This window comes from Salinibacterium sp. NSLL17, from assembly GCF_015864935.1.
GTDB lineage: Bacteria > Actinomycetota > Actinomycetes > Actinomycetales > Microbacteriaceae > Rhodoglobus.
The window spans coordinates 435,592-453,711 of record NZ_JADYWH010000002.1 but is presented as its reverse complement, the minus strand read 5'-3'; the positions used below and the strand labels follow the sequence as shown (position 1 = coordinate 453,711).

15 protein-coding genes and 1 tRNA gene are annotated in these 18,120 nt (G+C 60.6%); 13 read left to right on the top strand and 3 right to left on the bottom strand.

What is annotated here, in order from left to right:
- Nucleotides 1-102 precede the first annotated feature (102 nt).
- The 11 genes from I6E51_RS11775 (at nucleotide 103) to I6E51_RS11725 (ending at nucleotide 12,218) form a co-directional block, all read left to right on the top strand.
- Nucleotides 103-2,301: a DNA polymerase III subunit gamma and tau gene (locus I6E51_RS11775; protein ID WP_197107978.1), complete on the top strand. Its 2,199-nt coding sequence runs from the start codon at nucleotides 103-105 to the stop codon at nucleotides 2,299-2,301.
- A 3-nt stretch (nucleotides 2,302-2,304) separates the two neighbouring features.
- Nucleotides 2,305-2,904 carry a recombination mediator RecR gene (gene recR / locus I6E51_RS11770; protein WP_197107976.1) on the top strand — a complete coding sequence of 200 codons (600 nt, stop codon included), beginning with the start codon at nucleotides 2,305-2,307 and terminating at the stop codon, nucleotides 2,902-2,904.
- A 93-nt stretch (nucleotides 2,905-2,997) separates the two neighbouring features.
- Complete coding sequence (locus I6E51_RS11765; protein ID WP_197110424.1) at nucleotides 2,998-4,263, top strand: aspartate kinase; 1,266 nt, start codon at nucleotides 2,998-3,000, stop codon at nucleotides 4,261-4,263.
- A 73-nt stretch (nucleotides 4,264-4,336) separates the two neighbouring features.
- Nucleotides 4,337-5,401 (top strand): aspartate-semialdehyde dehydrogenase, encoded by a 1,065-nt coding sequence (locus I6E51_RS11760; RefSeq protein WP_197110423.1) that lies wholly within the window; start codon nucleotides 4,337-4,339, stop codon nucleotides 5,399-5,401.
- 38 nt (nucleotides 5,402-5,439) lie between these two features.
- The gene (locus I6E51_RS11755; RefSeq protein WP_197110422.1) at nucleotides 5,440-6,129 is read left to right on the top strand and encodes an SGNH/GDSL hydrolase family protein; all 690 of its coding nucleotides are present in this window, start codon (nucleotides 5,440-5,442) and stop codon (nucleotides 6,127-6,129) included.
- Nucleotides 6,130-6,205: 76 nt separating this feature from the next.
- Nucleotides 6,206-6,877, top strand: coding sequence for an SGNH/GDSL hydrolase family protein (locus I6E51_RS11750; protein WP_197110421.1), 672 nt, complete (start codon nucleotides 6,206-6,208; stop codon nucleotides 6,875-6,877).
- A 20-nt stretch (nucleotides 6,878-6,897) separates the two neighbouring features.
- Complete coding sequence (locus I6E51_RS11745) at nucleotides 6,898-8,373, top strand: malate:quinone oxidoreductase (RefSeq protein ID WP_197110420.1); 1,476 nt, start codon at nucleotides 6,898-6,900, stop codon at nucleotides 8,371-8,373.
- A gap of 138 nt (nucleotides 8,374-8,511) precedes the next feature.
- The gene (locus I6E51_RS11740) at nucleotides 8,512-9,732 is read left to right on the top strand and encodes a sensor histidine kinase (protein WP_197107957.1); all 1,221 of its coding nucleotides are present in this window, start codon (nucleotides 8,512-8,514) and stop codon (nucleotides 9,730-9,732) included.
- Between the two features lie 65 nt (nucleotides 9,733-9,797).
- Complete coding sequence (locus tag I6E51_RS11735) at nucleotides 9,798-10,883, top strand: hypothetical protein (RefSeq protein WP_307783938.1); 1,086 nt, start codon at nucleotides 9,798-9,800, stop codon at nucleotides 10,881-10,883.
- Nucleotides 10,870-11,553 (top strand): response regulator, encoded by a 684-nt coding sequence (locus I6E51_RS11730; RefSeq protein ID WP_197107952.1) that lies wholly within the window; start codon nucleotides 10,870-10,872, stop codon nucleotides 11,551-11,553. The genes I6E51_RS11735 and I6E51_RS11730 overlap by 14 nt, the downstream gene beginning before the upstream one ends.
- Nucleotides 11,553-12,218 carry a thymidine kinase gene (locus I6E51_RS11725; RefSeq protein WP_197107950.1) on the top strand — a complete coding sequence of 222 codons (666 nt, stop codon included), beginning with the start codon at nucleotides 11,553-11,555 and terminating at the stop codon, nucleotides 12,216-12,218. Before I6E51_RS11730 ends, I6E51_RS11725 begins: the two co-directional genes overlap by 1 nt.
- 92 nt (nucleotides 12,219-12,310) lie before the next feature.
- On the opposite strand, the gene I6E51_RS11720 is transcribed toward I6E51_RS11725, so the two are convergent.
- The 3 genes from I6E51_RS11720 to I6E51_RS11710 form a co-directional block, all read right to left on the bottom strand.
- Nucleotides 12,311-12,384 (bottom strand) — tRNA-Pro (locus I6E51_RS11720).
- Nucleotides 12,385-12,412: 28 nt separating this feature from the next.
- Complete coding sequence (locus I6E51_RS11715) at nucleotides 12,413-13,378, bottom strand: metallophosphoesterase (RefSeq protein ID WP_197110418.1); 966 nt, start codon at nucleotides 13,376-13,378, stop codon at nucleotides 12,413-12,415.
- Nucleotides 13,375-15,927, bottom strand: coding sequence for a transglycosylase domain-containing protein (locus I6E51_RS11710; RefSeq protein WP_197110417.1), 2,553 nt, complete (start codon nucleotides 15,925-15,927; stop codon nucleotides 13,375-13,377). Before I6E51_RS11710 ends, I6E51_RS11715 begins: the two co-directional genes overlap by 4 nt.
- Nucleotides 15,928-16,142: 215 nt before the next feature.
- Between I6E51_RS11710 and I6E51_RS11705 the strand changes: the two genes are divergently transcribed.
- Nucleotides 16,143-16,604: a RidA family protein gene (locus tag I6E51_RS11705; protein ID WP_197107937.1), complete on the top strand. Its 462-nt coding sequence runs from the start codon at nucleotides 16,143-16,145 to the stop codon at nucleotides 16,602-16,604.
- A complete protein-coding gene (locus I6E51_RS11700) occupies nucleotides 16,601-18,118 on the top strand; it encodes a UDP-N-acetylmuramoyl-L-alanyl-D-glutamate--2,6-diaminopimelate ligase (RefSeq protein WP_197110416.1) in 1,518 nt (505 codons plus the stop codon). Before I6E51_RS11705 ends, I6E51_RS11700 begins: the two co-directional genes overlap by 4 nt.
- Nucleotides 18,119-18,120: the final 2 nt, after the last annotated feature.

Sequence of the window (18,120 nt, the reverse complement as noted above, 5' to 3'; positions counted from 1 at the left end):
GGGTAGTTTGGTCGATTTCGAAACACGTTGAGAAGAGCATGAGCTGCGCGTGTTCGCTCAGCGCGCGTTGGGATCGTCAGCGGGCACGACTACGCTAGGGGCGTGGTTGCTGCCCTATATCGCCGATACCGGCCCGAGACTTTTGCTGAACTCATCGGCCAATCTCAAGTGACCGATCCGCTGCGCACAGCGTTGCGCACCGATCGGGTCAATCACGCGTATCTGTTCAGTGGTCCGCGTGGCTGTGGCAAGACGACATCCGCCCGTATTTTGGCGCGCTGCCTCAACTGTGCCGAGGGCCCGACCGACACTCCCTGTGGTGTGTGTGCGTCGTGTGTAGAGCTGTCACGTGATGGTGGCGGTTCGCTCGATGTTGTCGAGATTGACGCGGCAAGCCACAACGGTGTTGAGGATGCCCGTGACTTGCGCGAGCGCGCCGTGTTTGCCCCGGCCCGCGACCGTTTCAAGATTTTCATTCTCGACGAGGCGCACATGGTGACGCCTCAGGGCTTCAACGCGATGCTCAAGATTGTTGAAGAGCCGCCGGAGCACGTGAAGTTCATCTTCGCGACTACCGAGCCCGACAAGGTGATTGGCACGATTCGTTCGCGCACCCACCACTACCCCTTCCGTTTGGTTCCGCCTGCCCAGATGCTCGACTACGTTCAGCAGTTGTGTGAAAGCGAGAACGTCGAGGTCGAGCCAGGAGTGCTTCCGCTCGTTGTTCGTGCCGGTGGCGGTTCGGTGCGCGACACTCTCTCGCTGCTCGACCAACTCATCGCTGGTTCCGACACCGCCACGGTCGGTTACGAACGCGCCGTTGCGTTGCTGGGGTACACCCACGCTGAGCTACTCGACGAAGTGATTGATGCTCTCGGCACTGGCGACGCTGCCGCTGCGTTCTCGTCGGTCGACCGCGTCATCCAGACCGGTCAAGATCCGCGTCGTTTCGTCGAAGACCTTCTAGAGCGGATGCGCGACCTCATCGTTGTTGCGGCAACTGCAGACAACGCGGCCTCCGTGCTGCGTGGCATCCCGCAAGATCAGCTTGAGCGCATGGCGCAGCAAGCCCATACGCTCGGCGCTGCTGAGCTATCGCGTGCAGCCGATGTGATCAACGCGGCTCTTTCTGAAATGACCGGTGCAACCTCACCGCGGCTTCATCTCGAGCTCATGATCGCGCGCATTTTGGTTCCCGCAAGCGATAACACGCAACGTGGTGCTCTGGCCCGGGTCGAGCGCCTCGAGCGTCGTATTGGCATAGAGGGTGACGCACCCATCGCGGCTGCTCCCGCTGCGAGCGCGGCACCGTCGCGCGCTGCGGCCCCTGCCTCTGCGGCTGCACCGGCTGAACGTCCCGGTGCGGAGGCTCCACGCGCGTCGGCACCTGAGACACCTGCCGCGACATCGGTGGCACCAGCAGCTGCGCCCGCAGCCGCTTCCTCGCCGCCCGCGCCCGCAGCATCCAACACGGGTCTCTCCGCCCCCGCTGCACCGCGCACGACGCCCGTGTCGATTCAGCAGGTGAGAGACGCCTGGCCCGAGATTCTCGATGTTGTCGAAAATCTCAAGCGCACCGCCTGGATGGTGGTATTCACTGCGAAGCCTCTCGAGCTGCGCGATGACAAGATTTTGGTGCTCTCGTTCCCCAGCCAACGTGACGTCGATGCTCTCAAGCAGCGCAGTGCTCCTGGCGAAGGAGTCGGCGACTATCTCAAGAAGGCCGTGGTGCACGTGCTCGGTTTCGAGCCCGCGTTCATCGCCAAGGTTGAGGGTGCGCCGTCAGCGCCGCCCGCAGGTCGTCCCGCCGCGGCAGCACCGCAGCAAGAATCGCGGATGCCCGCGCCCGAGATGTCGCCGGAACCTACGGCTCAGCCGCGCTCGCCGCAGCGCACCGTGCCCGCCGTTGATGAGGGCCCCGAGCCTGAGGAACCTGCGCCGGCCGAAGATCGTGAACCCGGGGGATGGGCTGTAGCGGCTATCCCTGAGTCCGAGCCAGAACCTGAAGGCGATCCTTCTGCAGCACGCGGTGGCGCTGCAGCACAACGCACTGCTAACGCGCAAGCGCAGCAGGCCCAGCAAGCGGCGAAGAAGCCGACGGCCGACCGGCTGGCAGAAGCGGCAGCTGCTGCACCCCCAGCCCCGCCAGAATCAATGGCGAAAGCAGCGATGTCGGCAACGGCAGCGCAAATGGATCGTTCGCGTTATGGCGAATCCGTTGTGCGCGAACTGCTGAACGCAACCTTTATCGAAGAAGAGCAAGTGGCGCCTCGTGTGGTGCCGCAGCCGAGAGACGAGTAACCCGTGTACGACGGAATTGTTCAAGAACTGATCGACGAGCTCGGTCGGCTTCCCGGCATCGGGCCCAAGTCTGCTCAGCGCATCGCGTTCCACATTTTGCAGACCGAAAGTTTTGATGTTCGTCGGCTTGCAGAACTGCTCAACGACATCCGCGACAAAGTGCATTTTTGCGCCATTTGCGGCAACGTCACCGAGCACGACACGTGTTCAATTTGTCGGGATGCTCGGCGCTCGCCGGCCACGATTTGTGTGGTCGAAGAGGCGAAAGACGTCGTCGCTATCGAGCGCACTCGCGAATTCCACGGGCTGTATCATGTACTCGGTGGAGCTATCAGCCCCATCGATGGAATTGGTCCCGACCAGTTGCGCATCAAGCAGCTGTTGGGCCGGTTAGCTGACGGCGTCGTCACAGAAGTCATCATCGCGACCGACCCCAATCTCGAAGGTGAAGCAACCGCTACCTATCTCACGCGGCTTCTCGTTCAACCCAACCTTCGTATTTCGCGCCTCGCATCCGGGCTTCCGGTTGGCGGAGATTTGGAATATGCCGACGAGGTAACCCTCGGCCGTGCATTTGAAGGTCGTCGAACGATCGACAACTAGCGCTCCCGTAATGAACTGCGGCGGATGGTGCTGGCACCGTTAGACTCGCATTTTGGGCACCAGCTGCCCGATCAACCACGCTTCAGGAGAACAATGAGCCTCATCGTTCAGAAGTTCGGTGGCTCGTCCGTTGCCGACGCTGAGAGTATCAAGCGCGTCGCCAAGCGCATTGTCGAGACCCGCAAGGCCGGAAACGACGTTGTTGTCGTCGTCTCAGCCATGGGTGACACCACCGACGAACTCTTCGACCTCGCCGCACAAGTCGTGCCAGTGCCGACCGGCCGTGAGCTCGACATGCTGCTCACCGCAGGCGAACGAATTTCGATGGCGCTGCTTGCGATGGCCATCAAGAGTTTGGGCGTCGATGCCCGCAGCTACACCGGTAGCCAGGCCGGAATGGTCACGGATGCTCAACACGGTGCCGCGCGCATCGTGGAGGTTTCTCCTCGCCGCGTCAAAGAAGCCCTCGATGACGGTGCGATCGCGATCGTCGCAGGCTTCCAAGGATTCAACCGCGGTACCGGAGACATTACGACTCTCGGTCGCGGTGGCTCGGACACCACTGCGGTAGCCCTCGCCGCCGCCCTCGGCGCCGAGACCTGTGAAATTTATACCGACGTTGATGGCATTTTTACGGCTGATCCCCGCATCGTGAAGTCCGCGGGCAAGGTCGATGTCGTCACGAGCGAAGAGATGTTGGAGCTTGCTGCGGCAGGGGCCAAGGTTCTCGACGTGCGCGCAGTGGAATATGCGCGCCGACACGGGGTAACGATTCACGTGCGGTCGTCGTTCAATAACAAGACTGGCACGTTGGTAGTCAATCCGAAGGATGGAGAGAGCGTGGAAGAAGCAATCATCACAGGTGTTGCCTCCGATCTGAGCGAAGCGAAGATCACGGTGGTAGGAGTTCCTGACGTTCCAGGAAAGGCCGCACAGATCTTCACGATTGTGGCCACCGCTAATGCCAACATCGACATGATCGTTCAGAACGTTTCTGAGGCAGCCACGGGTCGCACCGACATCTCCTTCACTCTGAAGAAGTCGGATGCCGAAGATGTGCTCCGCGCGTTGACCTTCAATCAAGAAGAGGTTGGCTTCGAGTCGCTGCAGCACGATGACCAGATCGGAAAGCTCTCCGTGGTCGGCGGCGGCATGCGCACCAACGCTGGAGTGTCGGCTCGACTGTTCACGGCTCTGTTCGAGGCGGGCATCAACATGGAAATGATCTCCACGAGCGAGATTCGCATTTCTGTAGTGACGCGCGCGGATACGGTCGCCCAGGCGGTGCGTGTTGTGCACACCGCGTTCGGTCTCGATGGTGACGAAGAGGCTGTTGTTCATGCGGGCACGGGTCGCTAACCGCTCTTCGCGGTCTCAATCGTTAATTGTTCGGCGCTAGTGTGGCGAATACAAACTGTAGGTAGAGGTACTCATGAGTAACGCAGGCATCCGTATTGGTGTTGTTGGTGCAACGGGTCAGGTTGGCGCTGTTGTGCGTCGTCTGTTGGAAGAGCGTGATTTTCCGATAGCGGAGATTCGCTACTTCGCGTCCGCTCGCAGTGCCGGAACGACGTTGCCGTTCAAGGGCGAGCAAATCACCGTTGAAGATGCTTCTGTTGCTGATCCCACGGGCCTTGACGTTGCCATTTTCTCGGCTGGTGCCACGACGTCGCTGGCGCAGGCTCCGCGTTTTGCAGCGGCTGGCGTTACTGTGATCGACAACTCGTCGGGCTGGCGCATGGACCCTGAGGTTCCGCTGGTCGTCAGCGAGGTCAACCCGCACGCGATTGACCAGGCCGTCAAGGGCATCATTGCGAACCCGAACTGCACCACGATGGCAGCGATGCCGGTGTTGAAGGTTCTGGATGCCGAAGCCGGTCTTGAGCGCTTGATCGTGAGCACTTACCAGGCTGTGTCTGGCGCAGGCCTTGCCGGTGGCGAAGAGCTACTCGAGCAGGCTGCTGCTGCGGTCGCCCAAAACACGATGGGACTCGTGGAAGATGGCGCGGCCGTCACGATGCCGGCCCCGAACAAGTTCCCCAAGAACATTGCGTTCAACGTTGTTCCGTTTGCGGGCAACATTGTCGATGATGGACTCAACGAGACCGACGAAGAGAAGAAGCTGCGCAACGAGAGCCGCAAGATTCTCGAACTGCCCGGCCTGCTGGTCAGTGGCACGTGCGTTCGCGTCCCAGTCTTCACCGGTCATTCGTTGTCGATCAACGCCGAATTCGCTAAGCCCTTGAGCCCCGAGCGGGCGAAGGAATTGCTGGCGGATGCTCCGGGTGTCAGCCTGAGCGACATCCCGACGCCTCTCGACGCTGCCGGCGCCGACCCCAGCTTTGTGGGTCGCATCCGCACGGATGAGGGCGTGCCGAACGGTCGCGGCCTCGCGCTGTTCATCAGCAATGACAACCTCCGCAAGGGTGCCGCTCTCAATGCGGTGCAGATCGCGGAGCTCGTTGCCGCGAAGCTTCTCGCGAAGGCATCGGTTTAGCGGGCACGCTTTACTGCCCGCCGCTCCGAACTTCCCGTATGACCTTTGGTTCCGCAGCCCGCACGATCATTGCGATGATCGCGGTCTCCGTCACGGTGGGTCTTGCGGGGTGCGCGACGAGCGCGTCTTCGACGGAGCCTCTCGTCGTGGCGGCGGCTGATTCCGATGCTCTCCGGGTCGCTTTCTACGGCGACTCGTACACACGGGGAACAGGAGCATCAGCGGAGCAACTGCGCTGGTCGACTCTTCTCAGCAGCCAGCAGGGCTGGAGCGAGTTCAATCCGAGCGTGAGCGGTCTTGGGTTCATGCGCAACCGCACGGAGTTCGGCGACGGCGACCTTCCTGGCCTCATTATTTCGGACGACCCCGACGTCGTCATCGTCACGATGGGGCTCAACGACAACTTCGCCTATGACGCCTATGCCGACGAGCTGCCCGGCCAGATCCTGAGTGATTTCGAGCGACTCGTGACGCAGCTTCCGGATGCCCAGATCATTGTCGTTGAACCGTTCTGGTACAAAACCCAGCGCCCCGCTTCGGTCGGCGTGATCATTTCGTGGGTGCGCGACGCTGCGGCTGAGGCCGGCGCCGATTACGTGTCGGGTGCGTCCTATTGGCTCACGGGGCATCCGGAGTGGATGTCCGACGACAACCTGCATCCCAACGATGCGGGGCATGCGGCGATCGCAACTCAGATGGATCTCGCCCTTCGCGACCTAGGGCGCTAGCTCTCGTGAACCGCTCATGTTCTCCCGCGCTCTAAGCCACAGCAACCGTTTAGGCCGCCCGCGCCGAACTCCTTCCATGAAGTTCGATTCAGTAGCCCGCATTATCGCGACGACCGTTGTAGTTGCAGCGGCCCTCAGCCTCTCTGCCTGCAGCTCCGAGGAGCCCGCAGCCGAACGCGACCCCAACGACGTTCGCGTCGCTTTCTATGGTGACTCCTACACTCTCGGCACAGGAGCGTCGGCATCCGAGAACCGGTGGTCGACGGTGATCAGCCAGCAGCGCGGGTGGAGCGAGTTCAATCCGAGCGAAAACGGGCTCGGCTTTATCAACAACCGCAGCACGTTCGGTGATGGCGACCTGCCGAGCCTGATCATCGCGGATGCCCCAGACATCGTGATCGTGACGATGGGCCTCAACGACAACTTCAGCTTCGATGCCCGCGCCAGCGACATCCGCACTCAAATATCAGCGGATTTCGACCGGCTGACAACCGCGCTTCCGGAGGCCCGCTTCATTGTTGTTGAGCCGTTCTGGTACACGGATGAACGCCCAGAGTCGGTGGAAACGATCATCGGCTGGGTTGAGGCTGCGGCATCCGACATCGGTGCTGACTACATTCCGGGAGCCTCGCACTGGATCGAAGGTCACCCCGAGTGGATGGCCAGCGACGGCTTGCATCCCAACGATGAGGGTTACGCCGCGCTGGCGACAGAGATGGATCAGGCTCTTCGCACTGTGGGTCTCTAACAGAAGGCTAAAGTGGAGTTGTGAAGAAAACCGTCGACGTCGCGCTTATCGGCGGCGGAATTATGAGTGCCACCCTCGGAACGCTGTTGAAGCAATTGCAGCCTGACTGGGAGATCCAGATTTTCGAACGCTTGGGCGATCTTGCCCTGGAGAGTTCGAATCCGTGGAACAACGCTGGCACCGGACATTCCGCGCTGTGCGAGCTCAATTACACCCCGCAAAAGAGCGATGGCTCTATCGAGATTTCGAGTGCGGTGAAAGTCAACGAGCAGTTCCAGGTGTCACGTCAGTTCTGGTCGTACCTCGTTGACGAGGGAGCGTTGCCCGAACCCGAGTCGTTCATCAACGCGACCCCGCACATGAGCTTCGTGTGGGGCGAGACGAACGTTGAATACCTTCGCAAGCGTTTCGAAGCGCTTAAGGATCACCCGCTCTTCGCGGGCATGGAATACAGCGAAGACCCTGGCGTCATTCACGGCTGGGCGCCGCTCATGATGCCAGGTCGCCTCAAGTCAGAGCCCGTAGCCGCAACCCATATTGCTTCAGGCACAGACGTCGACTTTGGCGCGCTCTCGCACTATCTCGTCAACAACCTCGTGGAGTCGGGCGCTGAGCTCAACACGGGCATTCTGGTCACGAACCTCACGAAACAGCGCGACGGCCTCTGGAAGCTCAAGCTTCGTCACGACATCGGCGGCACTCCTGTCGAGCCTGTGACCGCACGTTTCGTCTTCGTGGGTGCTGGCGGGTACGCTCTCAACCTTCTGCAGAAGTCAGGCATCAAAGAGATTCGTGGCTTCGGCGGGTTCCCCGTCAGTGGCGAGTTCCTCCGCACAGACAACCCTGAGCTCGTGGCCGCCCACAGCGCCAAGGTCTACGGCAAGGCCGCTGTTGGTTCGCCGCCCATGTCGGTTCCTCACCTCGACCTTCGTGTCGTGGAGGGGGAGGGCAGCCTCATGTTCGGCCCCTACGCCGGATTCAGCCCCAAGTTCTTGAAGACCGGTTCAGTTCTCGACCTCTTTGCCTCCATCCGCTGGCACAACGTGCTCCCGATGGTCGCCGCCGGGCTCAGCAACCTTTCTCTCGTCAAGTACTTGGTTGGGCAGCTGATGGCGAGCCCCGAGACCAAGTTCGAAGAGCTCAAGGCATTCGTGCCCAATGCCAAGCCAGAAGATTGGTACAGCATTACGGCTGGGCAGCGCGTGCAGGTCATGAAGAAAGACCCGAAGAAGATCGGTGTCTTGCAATTCGGCACCGAGGTTGTGTCCTCCGCCGATGGCAGCATTGCTGGCCTTCTCGGAGCATCGCCGGGAGCCTCCACGGCCGTTCCGATCATGCTCGGTCTGGTGGAGAAGTGCTTCCCGGAGCGCATGGATGAGTGGCGTCCGAAGATCGAGAAGATGATCCCGACGTTCGGTCAGCAGCTTGCTGACTCGCCCGAACTGGCGCGGGAGACGATCACGCGCACGGCGACGGCGCTTCACATCAACCCGTAGGCAGCCCGCATGAACTGTTTGTCCCCCGTTTAGTGGGCCATTGGCCTCAACTGTACCCCGCACGCGGGGTACAGTTCGTACCCCGAATGCTGCCATACTGGAGCTTGTGCATTCACGGCGCGACGAATGGGGGCATGCATGTCTATTGGCTTGCCAGCCCATCTGCGCAAAGAGAGTGTGAGCCGTGCCTTCGCGCGAGCAATCAACACTGTTGCATTCATTTGTTTCTCCCTCGCTTTCGTCGGCGTTGTGACCCTGTACGCCGGAGACCCCTCCCGCTACCTCCTGCCGGCTGCGATCGCGCTGATTCCGCTTTTCGTCACGATCACACTCGTCAATCGCTATCGCACCGTGTTCTTTACGGTCGCGCACCTAGTGATCGGCGGTCCAGCAGTTTATTGGTTCTCTCTCACCGTCATCTCGCAACTGCAACCAGTGGGCGTCGTCGGCCATTACTTGCTCAACCTGGTCGGAATCGCTCTCATGCTCGTCGGCGGCGCGAGTCGCACCGTGGGATGGAGCATCCTCTGGTGCACGGTAGGGCTCGGCGTCTCACAGGGTGCCGTGGCTTTGGCCTCGCTGCAGTGGCAGGGCTACGTGCATCCGCACCCGGCGCCTGTAGTTGTTTACGTGGCAGTCGTAGCAGTGCTCGTTATTTTGCGGCTCAGCCAACGTGGGGTGCGACGGGTGCAATCGCATTTGCACCGTGCGGCCCGCGACGATGAGTTCGCGAGCCTCCGTTACGGCATCGAAGCTACTTCCGCTGCTGTCATGCACGACACTGTTCTCGGGCATCTTGCCGCCATTGCGAATGCTCCGTTTGGCGCGATGAATCCGAAACTTCAGCGTGACATCAAGCGTGACCTTGAAGTGTTGGTGGGCGAGGAGTGGCTCTCAGAGGCGACGCTCGACTCAACGGACAGCGTGAGGCACGATTGGCAGAACAGTGCACTCCTCGCGGCGATTACTGAGGTGCGCGCTTTGGAGTTAGTCGTGGAAGTGACCGGCGATCTGACCGCATTGTCTCGACTGGATGCTCGAGGTGATGCTGCACTGGGGCCCGCCGTCAAGCAGTGTCTCGTCAACGTAATTAAGCACTCGGGTGTGATGCAGGCGGAAGTCGCCATCTTCGGGTCTGACCATGAAGTAAGCGTGCTCGTGGTCGATGCGGGCAAGGGCTTCAATGAAGCAGAAACTGGTGCTGACCGACTCGGATTGCGGCAGTCTGTTCGCCGCCGCATTGAAATTGTCTCCGGGACTGTTCACGTCTGGTCGACTCCGGAGCTCGGCACCTCCGTGATGATTCGCGTGCCTGTCGGCGAAGACGCGCCAGCCCTCACCGCGAGTGCAATCCAGTGACGGCGCTAGCGGACACGGAATCGATCCAGCAACTCGATCCCCTCGGAACCCTCGACGGGCGCCCAGTGAGCATAGTTGCCGGGGTCGGTCTTCTCGCCTTCGGATCTGTGATGACCTGGGCTAGCGCGTCAACTGTCGCGCAGCCCCTCTTCGCCAACCTGGCGTTAGTCTTCATAGCGCTGTCGTCGCTGAGCCTCATCGTCGGTACTAGCCCGCTCCGTGCCCCCTTCAGCGGAGGACTGCACGCCGCAGTGATTGGGTTTCTGGTGATTGCTTTCGCGCTCAGCTCGGCATCGCTGGGAAGCTCAGCTGAAGTGCTGACTGATTTCTGGGGGCCGCTCCTCATCGGAGTTGCCTGCATGGCGCTCGCGCCGTATCGGCCCATCGCTGAGCTGGTGACGATGGGGGTAGTGGCTTCCATCTTTACGGGCTTCATTGCGCTCGTGCAATCGTCAGTGTCAGATGTCCATGCACCAGCGATGATCGTGATTCTCTATTCCGTCACCCCCGTGCTCACGATGTCCTTGGGTGGCGCCGCGTTTGTGCGGTCGCTCATCCGAACTCATGAGCGTTGGGTGTCTCGCGCTCAACGAGCAACAACGCGTCAGTTGAGACGGCAACACGAGGGCGTTGCCCGTTCGGTGCAGCAGGACAGAGTGACCATTCTGAACCGCGACATTGTGCCGCTTTTTGCCGAACTCGCTCAGCGCGGAATTATCTCGCCCGAGGACCGTGCCCGGGCGGCCGAGTATTCGGAATCCATTCGCGAGCTCATGGTTGCTGAAGTTAACCGTAGTTGGCTCGAATCCGTGGTCGCCAGCTCTTTCGGTTCTCTCGACGACGGCAATCGCGTGTACGACCCTCATCGCCTAGCGGGAGCGATGACGCCCCATCAGCGCACAGCGCTGCGTGCTGCTGTGCTGGCCGTCGCGACCGGTGGTGAAATCGATCGGCAGAGCGTGCGTCTCTCCATCGAAAAGACCAAAGTCGGGGCGGCGATCACCGTAACGGGCGTCATTACCTCCTCCGAATCGTCGTGGCGCTCATCACTGGCGCCCTATCTCGCAGTATTGCGCGTCGTCTTCACCGGACTTCGTATTTCCTATCGATCGCCCTCACTAACCGTAAGGTTCACTTATGACACCCCCTGAGACCCACCTCAGCGCTCACCTCGGCGACAGGCCGCCCATTCGCCTTGCGATCCTCGACGATCACGAGGTGCTGCTCGACAGCCTCAATAGCTGGATCACGAACAACGCACCAGACTTTGATGTGGTGCTCACCGCGAGCACGTGGCTTGAACTCGTGCACAGCGATCGCTTTCCCACCGAGCTGGTCTTTCTCGACTTCCAGTTGAAAGAGCCCGTCTCGATCGAAGCCCGTGTACGCACGTGTCGCGCGGCGGGAGCCAAAGTGATTGTGCTCTCCAGCCTAGATAGTCGTGAAGCCCGTGATCGGGCTCTGGCGGCCGGTGCGGCCACTTTCCTCTCGAAGTCGTTGCCGATGCATGAAGTGATGGATGCCGCCCGCCAGATCATGGGCGTCGAGGGCGAAGGTTCGCAGCAGCACGACTGGCGCCCGCTGCCCTCAGGCTCGGCGGACCAGTCGAAGCCGAAGCTCAGCGCTGGCGAGGCTGACGCACTCACCCTGTACGCTTCTGGACTAAGCACACCGCAGGTCGCCGAGCGTATGAATGTGCAATACGAAACGGCAAAGACCTATCTTCGGAGGGTGCGCGAAAAGTACGCAAAGGCCAACCGGCCGGCAAGTAAAAAGGCTGACCTGATTCGTCGGGCTGCTGAGGATGGATTTCTACGCTGATGAGCAAACTGTATTTCCGCTACGGAGCTATGAACAGTGGCAAGAGCACCGCGTTGCTGCAGGCCGCCTTCAACTACGAAGAACGCGATCAGCAAGTGTTGCTCGCGAAGCCGCACATCGACACCAAGGGTGACAACGCGATCATTTCGCGTTTGGGGGTGACTCGTCAGGTCGACTTCACCATTTCACCCACCGATGACGTGTACGAAGTGTTCGCCCGAGAACGCGCCCGTGTCTTCGAGAAGACTGGGCTGCCGGTGAGCTGCTTGCTCGTCGACGAGGCTCAGTTCTTTACCGAGGCTCAGGTCGATGATTTGCTCCGCATCGCTATCGTAGAAAAGGTTCCGGTGCTGGCCTACGGCATCCGCACAGACTTCCAGACGGTGGCGTTCCCTGGCAGCCGTCGTTTGCTCGAAATCGCGCACTCCCTCGAGGAACTCAAGACCATTTGCCGCTGCGGTCGCAAAGCGGTCTTCAACGCCCGCACGGTCGGGGATCAGTTCATCTTCGACGGCGACCAAGTCGCGATCGATGGGGTGGATGTCGGCTACCAGTCGCTGTGCGGAGCCTGCTACCTCGAAGAGAGCGGCGGCGTTCTCAATAGCGGCTGGCGCCCCAAGATTGAGTTCAGCTACGGAAGCGCGCCTGACGCCGACTTCTCGTAAGGCTGGCGACGGCACAGCCGCCGTGCCGTGAAGTTGTTAACGACGAAACGCCCTCCCGAAGGAGGGCGTTTCGTTGTACATACTGCAGTTTGTCGGGGTAGCGGGATTTGAACCCACGACCTCTTCGTCCCGAACGAAGCGCGCTACCAAGCTGCGCCACACCCCGATCATCGGTCACTTGCGCGACCGATAGATCAAGAATAGCCGATATCTCCGGCGGTGAGAGTCACTATCACCGCTTCTGGTTTGCAAGCGAAGCGAACGGGCGCGTAAATCGATGTTCCGAGGCCTGCGCTGACGTTGAGGAACGCAGCACGACGCAAGTGGTGCCAGATGCTGAGGCCGCTCGCTTGCTCGCGAGGGATGTCGCAATTGGTCACGAGGGCAGGCATGCCAGGGACCCGAACTTGGCCTCCGTGGGTGTGCCCGGCGAAGATGGCGTCAGCTCCGTTAGTGACGAGAGCGTCAAGCACGCGACGGTAGGGCGCGTGGGTCACACCGATTGCGACCGTTTCGGGCCCGTGCGGGTCATCCGCCCAGCCCACGTTCTCGCGCATCTCTTCGACATTGGCGGGAAGCCGGTCAAGGCGCTCCCAACCGCGATGCGCATCTGCCGTGCCGAACAGTTCGAGCCGTGACCCGCGCATCTCGATCGCCCGCGCGTGGTTATTGAGCGAGAGCCAGCCGAGTTCGTCTTCGAAATACTCGTTGAGGGCATCCGTATCGAGGTGTTCTACAGGGCGATGCCCAGACGACGGTCCGGTGAAGTAGGTGAACGGGTTTTTGAATTGGGGACCGTAATAGTCATTCGAGCCGTGCACGAACACACCGGGCACCCCCGCGAAGGGTTCGAAAGCACGTTTGATGCCCGTGATGCCGTTGGCGTGACCGAGGTTGTCGCCGGTGTTGATGACGAGGTCTGGTTCGTAGAGTGCGAGCTCGCGAACCCAGTCCTGCTTGCGGGTTTGCCACGGAGCCATGTGCAAATCGGAGATGTGCAGCACCGTGATGTCACGCGCGCTCGGGTCGAGAATCGGAAGGATCTCGTGTCGAACGGTGAACGCATTGCGTTCCACTAGCGAGCCCCACGCGAACGCGGCGGCCCCTGCCACAGCTACCGCACCGAGTGCGGTAGCTGTGGGGGAGAGACGTCGACTCATGGACAGGGCAGAATTTGCGCGACGGTCAGTGTGATCGTCGTACTCGTCTTGGCGAAGGTGCCCGCCGACGGGCTAGAGGCTGTGACCTTTCCGTCGCTCGGATCGCCTGGCGATACTTCCTCACAGGACTGGCTCACGTTCGAGAATCCAGAGCTGCTGAGGATGCCCTGCGCGGTCGCGAAGTCGTTCGATTCACCGTCTCCTACCGCATCCGGAATCTTCACCTTGTTGCCCTTGCTGGTGTAGACGGTGACGGTGGCGCCGGCTGCGGACTGGGTGCCGGCACCGGGGCTCGTCCTGACGACCTGTCCGGCGGGCAACTCGGAGTCGACTTCGCCGCCATCTCTGAATGAGAAGCCGAGGCTTTCGAGCACTGACTTGGCCTGTTCCAGCGACTGCAGAGTGAGGTCAGGAACTTCAGTTCCCGAGCCGGTCAGCAGCTTGGAGTCAGGCTCGGGCAGCGCGCCACCCGGGTACTTGATGTTGAGGGCGCCGTCGGTGGCACGCGTGATGTAGTGGCGCAGGCGGTAGCCCTGAACATCGGCGTAGTAGACCTGGCTGATGTCTTGGAATCCGGAAATATTTCCGACCCAGGTTGCCGTGCCGTAGCGAGTTGTTCCGCTGGCCATCCACGTGTGTACAGCGCCGTCGGTGGTTCCCGTCTTACCAAAGATCGGGATGCCGTCATTGGGGTCGGAGTACGCAGCGTTACCGCGGTTCAGCACCTCAGTGAGCACGTAGGCCGTGGTTGCAGCGACCTCAGGTGAGATTGCCTGGCGGCAGTTCTGCTCCTGACCACCAAGGTCGGTGTTGTTCGCGCTGATGGCCTTGTCGATGATGATCGGCTCGCACCAGAGCCCGCCAGCGCCAATTGCGGCGTAGGCGGAAGCCATGCTGAGCGGGGTTACATCGTTGGTACCGATGATCGACGACGGAAAGCTCTCCAGTTCGGCGCCATCGGCTCGCTCGACACCCATGCTGGCGGCAACGTTACGGATGTTGCAGAGGTCGAGCTGGGTCGCCATCGAGAAGAAAATACCGTTAATCGACTCGGCAGTACCTTCGGCCACCGTATAGATTCCGGCTTCGTTCGCGTTGTTACCGAATTCGACGGTGCCGCCGTACGGGCCATTGCAACTGTCGAGGAACTGAGAGCCAGGGATGTCGCGAGCGGTACCTTCGAGGCGCTCGTTAATGCCCTTGCCCTGATTCAGCCACTCGATCAGGGTGAAGACCTTGTAGGTCGATCCGGGCTGGAACCCGCTCGATCCGCCGTATTCATAGCTCGTGTTGTAGTTCACAGCGGTGCTCTCGATGCCGCCACCGTCGAGGGTGTCGTTGAAGAGCTTGTTTTCGGCCATCACAAGAACTCGACCGGTGCCGGACTCAACCGTGGAGGTGGCGCTTCCGAGGCTGAAAGCGGTCTCGTTGTTGGGCGCGTAGGTCCAGGTTGCCTTCTGTGAAGGAATCTGAGCATCGAGGTCGAGGGTGGTGTACAGCTTGTAACCGCCCTGCTTCCAGCTCTCATTGCGCTCGTCGACGGTGTCGCCGAGGAACTCAAAGTCGGGAACGCTCTTGACGACATAGTCGCAGAACCACTTGGCGTACTTGTAGGCCGAGGTGCAACCGTTGTTCGGGGCCGAGAGGTCGACAGATTCTTCGTCGACCTGAATGGCGACGGCTTCGTCGTATTGTTCCCGGTCGATGGAGCCGACGTCGAACATCGCCCACAAGATGTCATCGCGGCGCTCTTGGTTGGACGCGTAGTACTCAGGGTCTGAAAGATTGCGGATGCTCGGCTCTTGCACGATGGCAACGAGGCTTGCGGACTGTTCGAGGTTGAGATCCTTCGCGTCAACGCTGTAGTAGCGCTGCGCCGCAGCCTGAATTCCGTACGTCGCGTTGCCGAAGTTGGCGATGTTGAGGTACGCGGTCAGGATTTCCTTCTTCGTGTACCGCTTCTCAAGACCGATTGCCAGCTTCATTTCCTTGAGCTTGCGGTCGAAAGACTGACTCGTGGCGGCGAGATACGCGGCGGAGCGCTCATCTTCTGTTGGCAGGGATTCTGCTTCCGAAATGTAGGTGTTCTTGACGAGCTGCATCGTGAGCGTGGATGCACCACTCTCGATTCCCGAAGAAACGAAGTTGCCCACAGCCGCACGCACGAGCGACGTGAGGTCGACTCCGCCGTGATCGAAGAAACGACGGTCTTCACCGGCGACAACTGCCTCTACGGCAAACTCAGAAATCTCGTCGTAGCTGACCTCTTGGCGGTTCTGGTCATAGATGGTTGCGATAGGCAGGTAACCGTCAACATTGCCCTTGCCCGTGTACTGGGCGTAGATCGTGTTGCGTTCAGGCTGCTGGTCGAGTTCGAGGTAATCGGGAAGCCCATCGAAGATACCGATGGTGCTTGTGGCGGTGATGCCAGTGACGGCGAGCGCGGGAGCAACCATGGCTGTGACAAGCACGCCAGAGAGGACACTGAAGCTGATCAATCCGGCTACAGCCGAGAAGATGCCGCGACGCGGAGTTTTTTGGGCAGACATATGATCAAGAGTAGGGGATCATTGATAACGCCATGCTGAACGGGAGCCGCAAATATGCCTAAATGGGAGTACTTGACAACACCACTGATGGTGCACAATTCCACCGCAATCCTCAATAACTGGGGATCTGAGGGCTGGGAGCTTGTGCAGGTCGGTACCGGCCCTGAAGGGGGCCCGGTCGCTTATTTCAAACGTATCAAGGAAGAGAATAAGTAATGTCACAGCTTGATCAGCGGCTCGCAGAGCTGGGCCTCACGGTTCCAGAAAGTTCAAAGCCACTTGCCTCCTATCTGCCAGCAATGGTTTCTGGAAACCTGGTGTACACGTCGGGCCAACTTCCCATGGTCGACGGTGCTCTTCCTGCCACAGGCAAGGTCGGTGCCGAGGTGGATGCTGCTGCTGCACAGGAGTACGCCAAGACTTGTGTACTGAACGGCCTTGCTGCCGCGAGGGGTGCGATCGGCTCTCTCGACCGCATCACGCGCGTGGTCAAGGTTGTCGGTTTTGTCGCATCCGACCCCAGCTTTACCGGCCAGCCCGGTGTGATCAACGGAGCGTCTGAGCTCTTGGTCGAGATTTTTGGCGAGATCGGCACGCACGCTCGCAGTGCTGTTGGTGTTGCGGTGTTGCCGCTCGATTCTCCTGTTGAGGTCGAGTTCGTGTTCGAGTTCGCGTGATCGAAGTCTGGCAGTCCGGCCAAGCCGGAGAGAATGCGCCGCTTCGTTCGCTAGATCTGAGTGCGTGGGATCCGACGTATGCCGGCGTTGTGTTGCAGGCGCGTCGACTCGTGCAAGACAGCCGAGAGGCTGGCGCGGACGATGTGTTTGTGGCCATCGGCACGAGTGCGTCGTCGGCCCTGCCGTACATCGATGCTGCTCTGGCCCAGGGCGCGGTTGCGGTGCTCGTGGACGCGCAGGCGGCCGAGGGCGTTGACCTCGATGAGCGGGTGTTCGCGATTGCGAACCTGCGCGACGTGATCGGCACGATGGCGGATGCGTTTGTGCAGCATCCATCCGCTTCGATGGCGATGGTTGGCATCACGGGCACGAACGGTAAAACGTCTACCGCCCACTTGCTCACGCAAGCGTGGCAGCGGCTCGGAATGACGTCGGCGACCATCGGAACGTTGGGCGCTGGCATCACCGGCGAACGCCGCATCAACATGGGGATGACGACCCCTCAAGTGACGGCGGTGCACCATTTCTTGGATGACTTCCACCGTGCCGGCGTCACGAACGTCGCCATGGAGGTCAGTTCTCACGCGCTTGAGCAACGCCGAGTAGACGGTGTCGCGTTCGACATTGTGGCGTTCACGAACTTCACTCGCGATCACCTCGACTATCACGGGTCGATGGAGGAGTACGCGGCGCAGAAGGCGAAGATCTTCACGCTGCCCGGCATCCAGACGGCTCTGCTGAATCTTGATGATACCGCCGCCGAGAACCATTTTCACCACACCGTTCCGGCAGGAGTGCGGGCCATTGGCATGACATCGCACGGCCATGCCGAAGCGAGCGTGTGTGCCGACGGCGTGCAGCTCACCACGGAGGGTCTCGAGTTCGATCTCGTGATCGAAGGCGAGAGCAATCATGTCTCGAGCGGCCTCATCGGGCGCTTCAACGTGGACAACTTGCTTACCTGCGCGACGGTGTTGTGGGCGCAAGGCATCGAGCCGCGAGCGATCGCTGAGGTATTGGCGCCGCTCGAGCCGGTGCTGGGGCGCATGACCCGCATCCGCGAAAACGACCAACTGCCGTTGGTTGTAGTGGATGCCGGCCACACTCCCGATGCGGTGCGTCAGGCAGTCACGGCTCTGCGTGACTCGGGCCACACCCGCATCGTGACCGTCTTTGGTGCAACAGGCGACCGTGATCCGGGCAAGCGCCCGGTGATGGCCCGCATCGTTGAAGAGGCCTCTGACGTAATCGTGGTTACCGACGACGATGTGCACAACGAAGATGGCGACCAGATTGTGGATCACATTCGCGCCGGATTCGAACACCCGGAGCGGGTAGTGGAAATTCGCGACCGGGCGACCGCTATCGCCTACGCGATTGATGCAGCGAATCCGGATGACGTGGTGCTCTTGCAGGGCAAGGGTCACGAACCGTACCAAATTGTCGGCAATGAGCGAGTGCCGTTCAGCGACATCGACACCGCTATTCGCTTGCTCAAGGAGCGCGCGAAGTAGCG